Raw genomic sequence first — 16,358 nt, 5'->3', positions numbered from 1 at the left:
ATCCTCCTACTTTAAGATAGTTACTGTAATGCCAAAACCATTTTCTGTTGAAATTCTAAGCATTCCATTTAATTTTTCAACTCTTTCCTTAATTCCACAAAGTCCCATTCCGCCAACAAAATTTTCACTTATATTCGTACCATTATCCTCTATAAACAATTGATAAAAGCCTGGATTTTCTTTGATTATAAGCTTAACCTTCTCTCCATTACTATGTTTTATTGTATTAGTTAAAGATTCTTTTATAATTGCTAAAAATCCATATTTTATTGACTTATCGAGTTTACCATCAACTTCATATACAAAAGTTATATCTAATTTAGGAAAAGCTTCTATTAATTCATTAACCGCTTTTTCAAAATTAATTGATTCATCATGCAAATCATGAACACTTTGTCGAATATTATTCATTGCTGTATTCAAAGTTTCTTGCAAAACATTTAATTGCGCCTTTAAATTTTCATCCTTTTCAAGTACCTTTAGAGCTCCTGTCTGCAAAATTGCTCTAGTAAGCATATGACCAACATTATCATGTATTTCTCTTGCAATTCGATTTCTTTCTTTTAAAGTTGCCATATTTATCTCAACATTTTGCTGTTCTAACAAAATAAGATTTCTTTCTTTTAGTAAATTCTCTTTTTCTTTTCCGTCATCTCGTATTTTTTTAAGCTTTTCTTCTAAGATTTGACCTTTACTAGAAACAACTGCCATCCGGCCACTTATAAGCAAAACTAATAATACTACAACACAAATATATCTTTGCTCTTTAATACTTGATACTGTTTCATAAATATTTTGTTTTACAAAAAAATAATATCCTAATACTAATACGCAACATATTACTAATTTATATCTTTTTTTCTTAAAAAAATCATAACAAATCACAGGATAAAAAGGGAGACACACTATCCACTTTATTCCTGCTAAAATATAAAATGCACCAAATATTTCCTGTTTATAATTTATTCCAAATTGTAAATTGGGAACTAATACAATCACAATTGATATTAAACTTGCAACCACAATATCTTCATTTTCACCAAGAACAATTACAAAAAACAATCCACATAAAAATAATAATGCTTTGTCAATCAACTCATTTTTCATATCTTCCTCCAAAACAAATGACATTTGTCACATAAATTTTCTGACATCCTTCACTTCTATGATTTTGTCTCTTTTTATATAATTAAATCATAAAAAAATAAATGTGTAAATTAACATATATCAATCAATATACTTTTTAGGAGGAATGAATATGTCTCATGTAATAGAAATTAATAATCTCGTAAAACGATACAATGATTTACTTGCTTTAGATCACTTTAATCTTACAGTTGAAGAAGGCGAAATACTTGGACTCCTTGGCCCAAATGGTTCCGGAAAAACTACTACTATCAACTGTATTTTATCACTTCTTACATATGATAAGGGTTCAATCAAAGTATTTGGGCAAGAAATGAAACCTAATTCATATGATTTAAAAAAGGATATTGGAGTTGTAATGCAAGATGTAGCCGTTTTTGATGAACTTACAGTATATGAAAACATCGATTACTTCTGTGGACTTTATATTAAAGATAAAAGTCTTCGCAAACAATACGTTGAAGAAACTATTGATTTCGTAGAATTATCAGATTTTCGAAAATTTAAACCAAAAAAACTCTCAGGCGGTTTACTTAGACGTTTAAATATTGCTTGCGGAATTGCTCATAAACCAAAACTTATTTTCTTTGACGAGCCAACGGTTGCAGTTGATCCTCAAAGCCGTAATAAAATTCTTGATGGCATAAAAGATTTAAATAAAAAAGGTGCAACTATAATTTACACTTCACATTACATGGAGGAAATTGAGCAACTTTGTTCACGAATTATAATTATGGACAAAGGAAAGAGCATAGCAGCCGGTACTAAAGAAGAATTAAAAGCTATGATTCACAAAACTGAAAAAATTCAAATTGAAGTATTTGATTTAGAAACCAATCTTCTAGAAGAAATCAAATCTCTCAAATATTTTGAAAACGCAACTTATAAAAATAATGTATTAAATGTTTCATTTAAGGGTGGACGAAATAATTTAGCTCATGTTATGAATGTCTTATCTGATCACTCTGGTCACTTAGGACGAATTTACTCTGAGCATCCTACATTAAATGATGTTTTCTTAGAAATAACCGGAACAGAATTAAGAGATTATGCATAGGAGGTTTTACCATGTTTCTACACTATATAAAATATTGTTTTATTACTTCTCTTAGAAAAAAAGAAATCATATTTTGGACTTTATTATTTCCAATCGCATTATCAACTTTTATGTATGCAGGGTTTGGCAAAATTAACGAAACTACTGAATTAGCTAAACCTATCCCTGTTGCTGTTATTCACAATCAAAAAGATGAATTTTTTGACAAGGCAATCGAGAGTATATCAAAAGGTGATAAAAAAATCATTACTGTAAAAAATTTTTCTATAAACAATGCTACTAAAGCTTTAAACTCTGGAAAAATCATTGGAATATTTTATGTAGATGATACAATATCACTTTCAGTAAAAGGAAATAATTTAAAAGAAACTGTACTTAGCACTTTTCTTGATGAATATTTACAACGCCGTGATTCAATGAACTTTTCAACAGTATATGCTTGTAAAGAACAACTAAAATCTCACGGTTCACAAGATAATATAATTTCAAACTTTTATGCAATACTTGCCATGACTTGCTTGTTTTCTGTATTTACTGGTTTAAATCAAATTTACACTTTACAAGGAAATTTATCTGCACTAGGAGCAAGACGAAGCTTGGCACCTGTTCCAAAATCAATTATTATTTTTTCTGAATTCATAACTGCATTATTTTTGCAATTTATAATAACTTCAATAGGATTTTTTTATATGAAAAATATATTAAAACTCAATTTTGGGGAAAGAATTTTAGAAATTTTTCCAGTACTTATTCTTGGAAACGCTTGTGGAATAGCACTTGGCATTTTAGTTGGATGTCTCAAATTTCCAAGAACAGAAGGTGGAAAAGCTGGATTAGCAACTGGGATTTCTATGATTTTATCCGTTGCTGATGATCTTTGTGCACCATCAATTCGAATAATGATTGAACGCAATTACCCAATTTTAAATCGAATAAATCCAGCAACATTAATATCTGATGCATTATATTCATTAAATGTATACGAAACCAAAACTCGATATTATACAAACCTGACCTATCTTAGCATTATTGCAATTATACTTTGTGTAATAAGCTATATACTTACAAGGAGGAATCGTTATGCAAGTTTATAATCTCTTTTTAAAAATATTTAAATCAAAAATCGGCCAAATCGTTATGTATATAGTCATTTTTTTAGGAATTACAATGCTTTTTTTAAGCAAAACATCAAATTCTCCTTCAAATGACTATAAAGCTCAAAAATTAGTTGTATCAATTAATGATAAAGATAACTCACTAGAAAGCAAACTTTTACGTAACTATATTAGCCGAAATACAAAAAAATATGAAATTTCTGCACTTGATAAAGAAACTATTCAAGATGATTTGTTTTTTAGAAATGTAGATGCTGTAATAATTATTCCTAAAGGGTTTTCTAAATCTTTTAATTCAAATAATATAACTAGCAGCATAAACACATATACACTTCCTAACACTATGACAGCTAACCTAACAAAAAATCTTGTTAATAAATACTTATCGACAGCTTTGTCTTATCATAAACAAGGGTATAGTTCTAGTGAAAGCTTAATTAAAGCCGAAAAAAATGCTAAAATTCACGGAAATATAAAACTTGTTAGCAAAAAAACTACAACTTTTACAATGCGTTACTACTTTTTCTCATATTTGGGCTATATACTTATTTGCACCTGCTTTGTAAGTGGTATTCCAATATTAAAAGTGCTAAATTCAAAAAAAATAGATGCACGAATTCAATGCTCCTCATATCGTTTTTCAAAGAAAAATTTTGAAATTTTCTTAGGAATTGCGACTCTAGGTTTAATTGTTTTTATAATTTTTACAATACTTTCTTTTATAATTTTAAAGAAAGATGTACTCACTATAAATGGCGCATTACTATTCCTAAATGCCTTTGGTTATATTATTATGGTTCTTTCTCTTGTATACCTTTTTGGTCAGCTTGTGAAAAAAGATGTGTATGTATCAGGAATTACTAATATTGTTGCTCTTTGCTTTAGCTTTTTAGGTGGAATATTTATTCCTCTAAATTATCTTAGTGATACTGTACTAAAAATTGCTCACTTTCTTCCTTCATACTGGTATATTCGAGGATGTGAATTTGCAGAGAATTACAACAGCGGAAGCTTTATAGAAACTTTTCACTATATCTCAATAGAGCTAATTTATGCCTTGGTATTTTATCTCATAGCAGTTACTATAATAAAGATGAAAGCAAAAAATTCTATTTAAAATCAAACTATTTTAGCAAAAAAGCAGCCATCACTGACTGCTTTTTTACTTCAAAATCAAGTATTATTTATACTATTTTATTCATTTTTTTGCTGATTTTATTTGCTTTTATTAACGTTTTTCTTAACTTGTTTTTTGACGTATAATTCATTATTGTAGTGTAACTATCCCTTTCTTTTGCCAGTGGATCATTCCATCCATTTAAATATTTTTTATCAACGTCTTTCTTACACATAAACCAATTTGAATTATCAACTTCACTTTTATCTTCTTGGGAATCTTTTATAACTTTATACAACATAACTTTATATTTAAATAATTTTTCTTTACTTACAACAATGTAAGCATTTTCTTCATTTGTTATATCCGGATTATATTTGTTATATAAATTACTAATTTTATATTTAGTAAAAGTAAAACGTCCCATAGAATATTTATAATAATATTGTATATTATCTTCTGTATAACAATATGTATCATCCTTGTATTTTGTTAAGCAATATCCTTTTTCTGATAATTTATCAATTTCAGAATCTGACAATTTTGTACGTCCACAAGCAATTACGCTACAACATACACTTACTGCTACTAATACCATTATGATGGCTTTTCTTATTTTTTTCACAATTTATTTCCTTTCAAAATTAACTATAAATTTCTTAGCACACACATAACTCCGTCTTCATCGTTACTCTTTGTTATATTATTTGCAACTTCTTTTATTTTATCATGTGCATTAGACATTGCATAACTATATTTGCAATTTTGTAACATTTCGTAGTCATTTAGATAATCTCCAAATGCCATGCTTTCTTCCTGAGTTATGTTAAAATTATCCTGAATTGCTTTAATTGCAACACCTTTATTCACATTTTTTTTAGCAATATCTATCCAACTTACACCTGATAGAACAGCATTTAATGTATTAGGCAATGCACTAAACTGATTATAATATTTTTCAGCTTCTTTATTTTCAAAAAATACTGCTATTTTGACTATATCATCTTTTTGAGCAGCTTCTAATAAATCACTAACATAGTCTAATTTTTCATAGTACATTGTTGCATTTTTTACTACGTCCTCTTCAACGCTTTCATGCATATATGCACTCTTTGCTCCACATATTATTGGATGTGCATTAGTAAAACTTTCTATAAATTTCAAACTTTTTGCAATATCTTCTATATTGATTACATTTTTATAGATTATTTTATTTTTGGCAAAAACAAGCCCTCCATTTTCTGCTATAAAAATAAGATTATCTTTGATATCAATAAAATCTTTTTCTAGAGTAAAATATTGTCTTCCACTTGCAATTACAGTTTTAATATCAGAATTTTTAAGCACCCACTCTTTAAAATCTTTTGGCAAATTTTTCGAACTATCTAATAATGTTCCATCCATATCGGTTGCTACTAATTTAACCATACTACCTTACCTCCAAACACTATATTTCTTTTCCTAGGAATTGGCTTTGATAAAGATTATAATAAAATCCTCTTTTTTTCATTAAATCTTTATGATTTCCTTTTTCTATTATTGAACCATTTTTCATTACTAATATAATGTCTGCGCTTCTTATTGTTGCTAAACGATGCGCAACTATAAATGTTGTTCGACCATCCATTAATTTTTCAAAAGCTTCTTGTATTTTAATTTCTGTTCTCGTATCAATTGAAGAAGTTGCTTCATCTAGAATTAACATAGCTGGTTTACTCATCATAACGCGCGCTATACATAGCAATTGCTTTTGCCCCTGCGAAAACTCTCCGCCATTTTCCGTTATAATTGTATCATATTTTTTTGGTAATCTGTTTATAAAATGATGAATATGACATATTTTTGCAACTTTTACCATTTCCTTCTCTGAAATAGAAGGATTACCCATTGTTATATTTTCACGTATAGTGCCACTTTTTAGCCATGTTTCTTGCAAAACCATTCCATAACTATTTCTTAATGAACTTCTAGTAACTTCCGAAATTTCATTATTATCGACTAATATTTTGCCAGATGTCACATCGTAAAATCTCATTAAAAGATTTATAAGTGTCGTTTTTCCACAACCTGTTGGACCAACTATTGCAACTTTTTGTCCTGGTTTAACTGATAAATCAAAGTTTTCTATCAAATGTTGATCTGACACATATGAAAAACTCATATCTTTTATTTCTATATTACCTTCAACATCGCATAAATCTAATGCATTCTCTGCTTCTTGTATCTCTTCTTGTTCTTCAATTAATTCAAACAATCTAGCAGCACACGCTATCGCATTTTGCAATTCAGTCACTACACCTGAAATTTCATTAAATGGTTTGGTATACTGATTTGAATAACTTAAAAAAGCGCTAAGTTGCCCCACCGTAACTATTCCATTAATCGCAGAAATTGCTCCTGCAATACCAACTCCAGTATAAACTAAACTATTAACGAATCTCGTACTTGGATTAGTTAAAGATGAAAAAAATGTTGCTTTTAATGAACATTCATTAAGCTTATCATTAATTTCATCAAATTTTTTTAGTGTAATTTCTTGTCTATTAAAAGCTTTTATTACTTTTTGCCCCTCAATCATCTCATTTACAAATGCTGTCTGCATACCTCTGATTTCTGACTGCTTTTTAAACATATGAAATGTACGCTTCGAAATAAATCCTGCAACGAAAAACGATAACGGAGTTACTAACACTACTACTATTGTAATTATTATATTTATACTAAACATAAACATTAATGTTCCTAATATAGTAATTACACCTGTAAATAATTGAGTAAATCCCATCAACAACCCATCTGCAAACTGATCTGCATCGGCAATAACTCGACTTTCTATTTCTCCATACGAATGTGAATCAATAAATTTTAATGGTAATTTTTCTATTTTTTTAAAAGCATCATTTCTTATATCACGTACCACACAGTATGTCATTTTATTATTGCACAAATTCATAAACCACTGTGCAAGGCCAGTTATCAAAACAAATATTATTATCTGTATTAATTTTGAAATAACATTTTTAAAATCAACATGATTTTTCCCCATCATATAATCTAATGTTTGACCTGTTATTTTAGGAATATACAAAGTTAAAACTACTGTGACAAATGCTAAAATTAATGACATTATCAAATAGATTCTATATTTTTTTATATATTTTAAAACTTTTTTTAATGTTTCTTTTTGATTTTGTTTTAAATTTACTAGATTAGTCATCGACGTCCTCCTTTGGAAACTGTGAATAATAAATTTCTTGATAAATTTCATTTGTTTTTATCAATTCTTCATGTTTTCCCTGTCCGACAATTTTTCCATCATCGAGAACTAATATCAAATCTGCATACTGTACTGAAGCAGCTCTTTGTGACACTATAAATGTTGTTAAATTATTTTTTAATTTTTTTATTGCCATTCTTAACTTTGCATCAGTTGCAAAATCAAGTGCAGATGCACTATCATCTAATATCAGAATCTCTGGATTTTTCATTAACGCTCTTGCTATTGTCAATCTTTGTTTTTGACCTCCAGAAAGATTTCTACCATTTTGCTCAACAAAATATTTTATATTATTTTTTTTGGCTTGTACATATTCCTTAGCCTGAGATATTTCTAGGACTTTATCTATATCTTCAAGCGATGCGTCTGCTTTTCCCCAGCGTAAATTTTCTTCAATTGTTCCAGTAAATAATTCAGCTTTTTGAAGAACTATACCGATTTTTTCACGTAACTTAAAGTTCTTATAGACTTTTACGTCATTTCCAAAAACCTTAACACTGCCTTCGCTTGCATCATAAAATCTTGGAATCAAATTAACTAATGAAGATTTTCCACTACCTGTTCCGCCAATGATTCCGATAGTTTCTCCTTTTTTTGCCACAAAAGAAATATTCTCAAGTGCAAAACCTGCATCTTTTTCATATTTAAGAGAAACATTTTCAAATTCAACTGCAATCTCTTCATTATCGGAATCTATATTTTTATTGGTTCCATCTTCCATATTTATTTTTTCACTTAAAATACTTTCAATTCTATTACCACACGCAACAGCTTTAGTAAGTAAAATAATTAAATTTGCCAATTTAATAAGTTCTACTAGTATTTGTGACATATAATTAAGAAGTGCAATAAGTTGACCATTTGTTAATACCCCACGATCAATTCTAATTGCTCCTTTGTATAACAAATAAACTGTAGACAAATTTATAATTACATATGTTAGCGGATTCATTAACGCTGAGATTTTTCCAACAAATTGCTGTGAACGATTTAATTTTTCATTATTTGATTTAAATTTTATTTTTTCTTTTTCTTCTATATTAAATGCTCTGATAACTCGAACACCGCATAAATTTTCCCTTGTACTTGTCATTATTTTATCAAGATTTGACTGTACTTTAGAATATAACGGAATTGTAATAAGCATTATTCCAAATACAATAATCGCTAAAACTGGAATTGTCACAACAAAAATCATTGCTGATTTTGCATCCACAGAAAATGCCATAATCATAGCACCAAATACTATAAATGGCGATCTAAGAAATAAACGTAAAGCCATGTTTACGCCCGATTGAACCTGATTGATATCACTTGTCATTCTTGTAACTAATGTATCTGTTCCCATTGCATCAAGCTGTGAAAATGTAAATTTTTGAATCTTCGCAAATAATGCATGACGCACTTTAGTTCCAAAACCTGTAGCAGCCTTAGCCGCAAAATATTGTGCTGTAATCGATGATATTAGTCCGCATATTCCAAACGCCACCAATAGCAAACACATACGTATAATATAAGACAAATTAGCCTCTTTTATACCTACATCAATAACTTGTGCCATAATAAGTGGTACTATTAATTCAAAACTAGCTTCTAACATCTTAAATATTGGTGCAAGGTAGGATTCTTTCTTGTACTCTTTCAAATAAACTAATAAAGACCTCATTTTTAAATCCTTTCTGTAAAATCGTTATGTTTTTTATTAGACCATTGTAACATTTAATAGGTAATAATTAAACCCAAAAAATTCCCCTTAGTTAGATCTAGTTATTTAACTTACCTACTTAAGGGGAATTTAATCACTTTTTAAACAGAATTTTATTTTCTATTATTTTTAATGTTTTCGTATGTTTTCTTTTTGTTTTCTTTCTTTTTCTCTTTGCTTTCTCGCTTTTTCCTCCTGTTGCTTTCTTGTTCTTTCTTCCTTTTCTCTTTGTTTTCTTGCTTTTTCCTCCTGTTGCTTTTTTGTTCTTTCTTCCTTTTCTCTTTGCTTTCTCGCTTTTTCCTCCTGTTGCTTTCTTGTTCTTTCTTCCTTTTCTCTTTGCTTTCTTTCTTTTTCTTCCTGCTTTGTTTCTTTAGCATCAGAAGAAGATTCATCATACGCAGATTTAAGTGCTTTTTGATCTATTTTTATTTCTTTTTTATTAGTTGCTAAAATAACACCGTTTAATGCTTTAACTTCGACCGTTATTGTATCTTTATCAACTTTTATAAACTTAGAATCAATAACATCGTACAATTTATTTATATCTTTAAAACCTAATTCCTTAATATTGATTGTCACTTTTTGTGTTATTTCACTGTTATTAGCAAATACTATCATTTGATCATTTTCATCTTTTCGTACGTATGACATAATATTATCGTTTGTTTTAAATGGCACAAGTTCTCCTGTTCTTAATGCTTTATACGATTTTCTAATCTGCGATAATTTAGCATACCAGGTAACAAGTTCCTTATTGCCCTTTCCCCATTCAAATGCTCGTCTATCATCTGGATCATCTGCTCCGACCATTCCAATTTCATCTCCATAATAAATTGTTGGTGCACCAGCATAGGTAAATTGAATAAACGAAACTAAATATTGTCTTTGTTTAGCAAGTGAAGAAGTTGTCTCATATGATGGAAAAGCTTTATCCTCTTCTTTTTGATTTCTATCATCTTCTACACCATCTAGCACAGAAAGAATTCTTGCTGTATCATGCGAACCAACTAAATTCATCATTGCATAAAAGGCCTCTTTAGGATAACGTTCTCTTAATTTTTCAAGATCTTTTACGGTTTTTTCTGAACTTTTTCCTTTTGCAAAAGCAATTACGGCATCTCTAAAACAATAATTCATAACTGAATCGTACATGTTTCCTAAAAGATACTTTGTTGAATCTGTCCATATTTCACCTATTATAACATTATCCTCACTTAAAGCTTTAACTGATTTTCTGAAATTAATCCAGGTTTCATCAGAGATTTCATTTGCAACATCAAGTCGCCATCCATTGGAACCTTTTTCTAACCAATATTGTGTAACTGAATCTTTCTTGCTATTACCAATTATTTCCTTACTCCAATTTCCAGTTTGATATTCTGAACCGTTAGTTGATTTGATTACTGGCATGCTATCATATCCCCACCAGCCTTCATATCCATAAACAGCTTTGTCTTTGCGATCTCCAATACTGTCTTTTACGTCATTTCCATTATCATCTTTTAAAGTTTTATCTTCATAAACTTCAAACCATTTTGTATAAGAAAAATCAGTTATATTGTAATTTTTCGTAAAGAATTCTTCAGTTTCTTTTTGAGCTGTTTCCTTGTTTATATTTTTTTCATGCATCAAATCATATACATGTGCCCAATATGGGTAAGCACCAACCTTTTTGGTTCCCTTGTGCAAATATTTATAATATCTGTCAAAATAAACAGAATCATCAGAAACATGGTTAAACACTCCATCAAGAACAATATGCATATTGTTTCGTTTTGCGACTTTTACTAATTCATCAAAATCACCTTGTGTTCCTAAAATTGGATCAATTTTTTTGTAATCACTCGTATCATATCTATGACTTGAAATTGATGAAAATACTGGATTAATATAAATCACACTAACCCCTAAGCCCTTTAAATAGTCAATCTTTTTTGTAATTCCTTTCAAATCACCACCATATATTTCATTATTCCATAAACCATCACCCCATAACGCATGATGTTTCTCATACTGTTCTTTAGGTAATAATTCCTTTTGTTCTGGATTTTCTGGCAAAAGTGTCCAATCTCTTACAAATTCATATCCGCTTGCTCCTCTTCCAAATTTTTGTGCTTTATCATTTGATTTATCTCCATTGTAGAATCTATCTGGAAAAATCTGATAAATTGTTCCATTCTTCATCCAATTAGGTGTCTTGAAACCATCTTTATAAACAACTAAATCATATGGTTTTATTTGTGATAAATCTGATACTATTCCTGTTCCATAATATCCGTCATCATCCCCATAAACCTTAACTGATGAACCATTAGAAATCACAAAATAATATGAGTTTTCTCCAATTTTATCAAATGATTCTACTACGCTCCATGTTAATTTATTAGAATCAGTATTTTTTTCTTTATTAAGTGAAATCGTTTTATTTTCTGTGCCTTTAATAACTAGTTTAACCTCTTTAGCATCCTTACCTGTATCTATTGAAAATTTAACTTTTTCATTTGTTGCAACTGCACCAAAGACGCTTTTATATTTTTTGTCTTTTGAGTTATAGTAAATATCTTTTGTATCTAATTCTTCTCCAGACGCATCATTATAATAAATCTGAGTTGCTGGATCAAAATAAAATGTAACTTCTTTTTCTTGTGGCAATTCAAACTGAGAATAAACAAACTTTTCACCTTTATAGGTTGCAGTTATATCATTATATACTCCTGCTGGTAATTTTATCTTTGCTGAATAAATTCCTGTCAATTTATTATCTTTGAATTTTATTCCCTCAGATATATTTTTCCCCGATAATGAAATATCCGCAAAAATATATTCAACATCTGTAACCATTTTATGACTAAAATCGTTGTATATTACCTTCACATTTTGAGTTCTAGTAAGTTGAACTTCAACATTTGCCCCATCCTTAATTCCATCTGCTCCATAATTTTCATTCCAGCTTCCATCAACGGAAATTTTATATTGATAATTTGCTGGTGGAACATTTTTAAATGTAAATTCATATATTCCATTTCCTTTATAAGTCATCTGATTTGATGCAGGATCCCAATTTCTTCCTGGAAATGTTCCCGGAACAAACACATCTCTTCCCTCGAACTCTTCTTTATCTAATTCAGCGTATTCTTCATTATCAACTACTACCGTTTTTCCATCCTTTGGAAGTACTTTCTCTCCATCAACGGTGTAATAATACACTATTTCTGCTTTTTTATCTCCAAAGAAAATATCACTTGTTACATACTTATTGCCACCTTTATAACTTAATTTTTCCTCTTTAAACGATAACTTATTATCTTGTTTCTTTTCGCCGTAAAAAAGACTAACTTTTTTTCCTTCTGCTTGAGGATAAATAAAATTATAAGTTCCATTTGCATTTTGAATTACTTTTGTTTCTGCTTTCGAAGTATCCATCTTTAATAAATCTGCAACTTCTTTTTCATTATTTACTGAGTCATATAATAATCCCGTTTTACAATTATATAAAATTATAACATTTTCTTTTTCTGATTTTATGTCAAAACTTTTATTTTGGTTTTCTTTTTCATACCAATTTTGTTTATCAAATACAGCTTTATATTCATAATGCCCCTTCTTTAAAACCTTATTATAAACATATAAATCATCTGATATTTGTCGAAACTCATATCCATCCTGAGAAATATCCCAATCTTTTTCATTACCTTCCCTGACCGAACCAATTATTGCTACATTTGTTTCTAAGGAATTTTTTTTCAAATTTTTTTCATTTTGTTGTAATTCAAAATCACCACATCTTATAGAATCATAAACTTTTCCATTTAAAGTATCTACAAGAACAGTAATATGATCAACTCCTTTTGGAATAGTCAAGCCAATATTTTGTCCATTATCTCCATAAGAAACATCCCATTTTTTATCTTGTGCTACCTTATATCCACCATCTGAAAGAGTAACGTCTTTATCTAATTTTTTAAAATAAAATGTTTTCTTATAAATACCGCCTCCAACATAATCTAACTCAGCATTGTCAGCACTTGGATTCCATGCTTCTATATCATATCTAGTATCAAGCTTTTCTTTTTCCTTCAAAAATTCTATTCCATAAAAATTACCAACAATACTTTCTTTATGAATGATTTCATCCCTATCAGATAATTTCAATTCACCATTTTCTAAACGAACAATAATTTTTTCGTCTTGACTGACAACTTTTAAATCAACATCTTTTTTTACTAATTTTCCATCAAGGTATACATTCAAAACATGATTTCCCTTAGCCACATATATTTGCGCTTCATATAAATTATTTTGGTATAAATTAAGCGTATAAAATTTTCCATCTACATCTACTTGCACTAAAGACTTAACGTTAGTAGAAATTTTATTAAGTACACTTTGAGAAATATCTGCTTCCCTTAAATTAGTTGCCTTAATTTGATTTACAAAATCACTATCATTTTTTGCATAGACTGGAGACAATGACGTAACAAACATCGTTATAGTTAATGCTCCTGTCAATAATTCTGTTAATACCTTTCTCTTTTTCATAGTTTTCCCCCTTAACCGCAAAATTGTTTTCGTAATATTTCGCAACTTTATTCTACTTTATTTTTCAATCCCGTTTCAATACTAAAATTTCACGAAAAAATAAGTATGTTTTTGTGAATTTTAAATATTGTTATTATTTTATTAAATGCTTTAATAAAACAATATTTTTTTATAAAATAATGGAAATTTTTTTGTGAAATGCGTATTAAAATTTTAATTTTATTTCCCAAAAAATTAATAAAAAAAAGAAACCAAATCATCTAGCTGCATTAGACGACTTGGTTTCTTTACTCTATATACAATACTCTCCCCTTAATTGTACATCAACTAAAATCTTTAGTATCACTTACCAAATTATAATATAACTTTTATAAAACTTATGCAATAGATTTACCATTCTTGTCATTGTCAAAAACGGAAATTTAAATTTTAATTCTATTGCATTATATTAGATATTACTTTATACTATTATTGTATGTGCATTTTTACTTTACAGTATCATTTTAGTAAAACATTACAAATATACTATTGTTAATATAGTTAAAATGTACAACAAGATTACATAAAAGGGGCAGCAAATGGAATTTAAAGAACAACTAAAAATATATATAAAGAAATTAAATTGTACAGCAAAGGAACTTTCTATTGCCACAAACCTTTCAGCAGCTGTTATTAGCCGTTACAAAAATGGTTTACGAGTTCCAAATTTAAACAGTGATACAATTCAAAAATTAGCAACTGGTATAAAATCAATTGCCACCGAAAAAGGAATACAACTTGGATCACTAGATGAAATTGAGTCTTCGTTTGTGGATACACTTTCTAACAATAATATAGATTATGAAATTTTTTCAGAAAAATTTAGCATGATTTTATCAACAATGAATATCAATATTTCATCAATTGCAAAATATTTGAATTTTGATCCTTCTTATATCTCACGAATCAGAACTGCACAACGTCACCCTGCTGATGTTAAGCTATTCTCAGAAAATGTGGGTCACTATCTTTTTAACACTTACAGACGTGATTCTGACAAACTTCAACTTTCTAACGTTATTCAAAAATCTGTAATCGATATCACAAAAGAAGAAGATTTTGTTAAGATCATTAGTAAATGGATGTGTTCAAATCAAGTTAATCATTCTCACCGAATAGATTATAATAACATAATTAGTGAATTTGTTACTTTGATTGATGAATTTAATCTTGATGAATTTACACAAGCATATAAACTTATGTCTAGTCATATTCACTCCGAGTCTTCTCAACTTCCTATGACTAAGTCATATTACACAAATAAATCAACTGAGCAGTTTACTTCTGATTTATTTAAGTATATGCTTTCTAATACTATTAACGAACCAGTATATTTTTATGCTGATTCTTCACTTTCATCTTATTTTCATAATAAAGAATATTTACAACTTTTTATAAGTTGTTTTGCTTTACTTCTTATAAGAAATGTACAAATTAATATTATTCACAATATTAATTTACCAATTGAAAACATCCTTGAAGGAATGCGCACTTGGATTCCATTCTATTTAACTGGACAAATCAAATCATATTATATTGATAATATTAGTCCTGGAATTTTTAACCATTTTGAATTTTATTCACGAGACATCAGTTTTATTGGCGAAACATCAACTTCCAAAGGTGACGTAGCTCATTTCTACATTACTCGTATGAGAAATGAATTAAATTTTTACAAAAAAAGGATGAATGTTATTTTTAATGAAGCTTTACCTTTAATGGAAATCTATAAAGAAAACAGATATGATGAATTTTTTGATTTTATGCTTCAAAACTCTAAGGAAAAAGGTACTAGACATGAAATTTTACCTACTTTACCTATACACACAATATCAGACAATTTGCTAGAGCGAATTCTTGAACGACATTCTATCAAGCTAGAAGATAGAGAAAAAATTATAAAAACAACCAAAATATGTAAAGAATGTGCATTGAATTCTTGCAAACATTCATACTTAATAGATGAATTTCCTATTTTATCGAAAGATGAATTTGAGGCAAATCCACCTGCTTTATCTCTTTCTAAGGCGTTCTATGAAGATACAATTACATACTCTTATCTTGAATATTTAGAGCACTTAGAATTGACAAGACGTTTTGCTGATAAAGTTCCAAATTATATCATTAAATCAAATGATACAACTCGTCAGCAAAGCATTCTCATTTCACGCCAAGGTGGTAAATGGGTTCTCGTATCAAAGAGCAAATTCCCTGCGATACATTTCCTATTCACTCACCCTCAACTTAGAAATGCTTTTGAACAATATATGTCTGACTTAAATAATAATTTAATTACTAAAAAATAAATAAAAATAAATAAAAAAACCTTGTAGCAACTCTTTTGTAACATTTCAATTTAAAAG

Annotated in this window: 10 protein-coding genes; 4 read left to right on the top strand and 6 right to left on the bottom strand. The window is 28.7% G+C overall.

What is annotated here, in order from left to right; translation table 11 throughout:
* Positions 1-6: 6 nt before the first annotated feature.
* A complete protein-coding gene (locus BMY79_RS07680) occupies positions 7-1,107 on the bottom strand; it encodes a sensor histidine kinase (RefSeq protein ID WP_051532884.1) in 1,101 nt (366 codons plus the stop codon).
* Between the two features lie 151 nt (positions 1,108-1,258).
* Here BMY79_RS07680 and BMY79_RS07675 point away from each other — a divergent pair, with 151 nt between their 5' ends.
* From BMY79_RS07675 to BMY79_RS07665, 3 genes are read left to right on the top strand one after another with little or no spacing between them, the layout of a single operon-like run.
* The gene (locus BMY79_RS07675; protein ID WP_022750131.1) at positions 1,259-2,203 is read left to right on the top strand and encodes an ABC transporter ATP-binding protein; all 945 of its coding nucleotides are present in this window, start codon (positions 1,259-1,261) and stop codon (positions 2,201-2,203) included.
* A gap of 11 nt (positions 2,204-2,214) precedes the next feature.
* Positions 2,215-3,297 (top strand): ABC transporter permease, encoded by a 1,083-nt coding sequence (locus BMY79_RS07670; protein ID WP_074730712.1) that lies wholly within the window; start codon positions 2,215-2,217, stop codon positions 3,295-3,297.
* Positions 3,284-4,435 (top strand): ABC transporter permease, encoded by a 1,152-nt coding sequence (locus tag BMY79_RS07665; RefSeq protein ID WP_022750129.1) that lies wholly within the window; start codon positions 3,284-3,286, stop codon positions 4,433-4,435. Before BMY79_RS07670 ends, BMY79_RS07665 begins: the two co-directional genes overlap by 14 nt.
* A 67-nt stretch (positions 4,436-4,502) precedes the next feature.
* Here the strand turns inward: BMY79_RS07665 and BMY79_RS07660 are convergent, their stop codons facing one another.
* From BMY79_RS07660 to BMY79_RS07640, 5 genes are all read right to left on the bottom strand, one after another.
* Positions 4,503-5,060 carry a hypothetical protein gene (locus BMY79_RS07660; protein WP_022750127.1) on the bottom strand — a complete coding sequence of 186 codons (558 nt, stop codon included), beginning with the start codon at positions 5,058-5,060 and terminating at the stop codon, positions 4,503-4,505.
* Between the two features lie 23 nt (positions 5,061-5,083).
* Positions 5,084-5,863, bottom strand: a complete 780-nt coding sequence (locus BMY79_RS07655; protein WP_074730711.1) for a Cof-type HAD-IIB family hydrolase — start codon at positions 5,861-5,863, stop codon at positions 5,084-5,086.
* A 19-nt stretch (positions 5,864-5,882) separates the two neighbouring features.
* Positions 5,883-7,652 carry an ABC transporter ATP-binding protein gene (locus BMY79_RS07650; RefSeq protein ID WP_074730710.1) on the bottom strand — a complete coding sequence of 590 codons (1,770 nt, stop codon included), beginning with the start codon at positions 7,650-7,652 and terminating at the stop codon, positions 5,883-5,885.
* Positions 7,645-9,378: an ABC transporter ATP-binding protein gene (locus BMY79_RS07645; protein ID WP_074730709.1), complete on the bottom strand. Its 1,734-nt coding sequence runs from the start codon at positions 9,376-9,378 to the stop codon at positions 7,645-7,647. Before BMY79_RS07645 ends, BMY79_RS07650 begins: the two co-directional genes overlap by 8 nt.
* A gap of 168 nt (positions 9,379-9,546) precedes the next feature.
* Entirely contained in the window at positions 9,547-13,956 is a 4,410-nt protein-coding gene (locus BMY79_RS07640) for an alpha-amylase family glycosyl hydrolase (protein WP_074730708.1), read from the bottom strand.
* Positions 13,957-14,534: 578 nt separating this feature from the next.
* Here BMY79_RS07640 and BMY79_RS07635 point away from each other — a divergent pair.
* Positions 14,535-16,301 (top strand): helix-turn-helix domain-containing protein, encoded by a 1,767-nt coding sequence (locus tag BMY79_RS07635; RefSeq protein WP_029067296.1) that lies wholly within the window; start codon positions 14,535-14,537, stop codon positions 16,299-16,301.
* Positions 16,302-16,358 lie beyond the last annotated feature (57 nt).

The organism is Lachnobacterium bovis, from assembly GCF_900111325.1.
GTDB classification, from domain to species: domain Bacteria; phylum Bacillota; class Clostridia; order Lachnospirales; family Lachnospiraceae; genus Roseburia; species Roseburia bovis_A.
This window is presented reverse-complemented; position numbering and strand designations above follow the sequence as displayed.

What these genes read in the sequence shown, in the direction of transcription:
- BMY79_RS07680 (WP_051532884.1), bottom strand. Translation starts at nt 1,107, where the DNA reads ATGAAAAATGAGTTGATTGACAAAGCATTATTATTTTTATGTGGATTG.
- BMY79_RS07675 (WP_022750131.1), top strand. Translation starts at nt 1,259, where the DNA reads ATGTCTCATGTAATAGAAATTAATAATCTCGTAAAACGATACAATGAT.
- BMY79_RS07670 (WP_074730712.1), top strand. Translation starts at nt 2,215, where the DNA reads ATGTTTCTACACTATATAAAATATTGTTTTATTACTTCTCTTAGAAAA.
- BMY79_RS07665 (WP_022750129.1), top strand. Translation starts at nt 3,284, where the DNA reads ATGCAAGTTTATAATCTCTTTTTAAAAATATTTAAATCAAAAATCGGC.
- BMY79_RS07655 (WP_074730711.1), bottom strand. Translation starts at nt 5,863, where the DNA reads ATGGTTAAATTAGTAGCAACCGATATGGATGGAACATTATTAGATAGT.
- BMY79_RS07650 (WP_074730710.1), bottom strand. Translation starts at nt 7,652, where the DNA reads ATGACTAATCTAGTAAATTTAAAACAAAATCAAAAAGAAACATTAAAA.
- BMY79_RS07645 (WP_074730709.1), bottom strand. Translation starts at nt 9,378, where the DNA reads ATGAGGTCTTTATTAGTTTATTTGAAAGAGTACAAGAAAGAATCCTAC.
- BMY79_RS07640 (WP_074730708.1), bottom strand. Translation starts at nt 13,956, where the DNA reads ATGAAAAAGAGAAAGGTATTAACAGAATTATTGACAGGAGCATTAACT.
- BMY79_RS07635 (WP_029067296.1), top strand. Translation starts at nt 14,535, where the DNA reads ATGGAATTTAAAGAACAACTAAAAATATATATAAAGAAATTAAATTGT.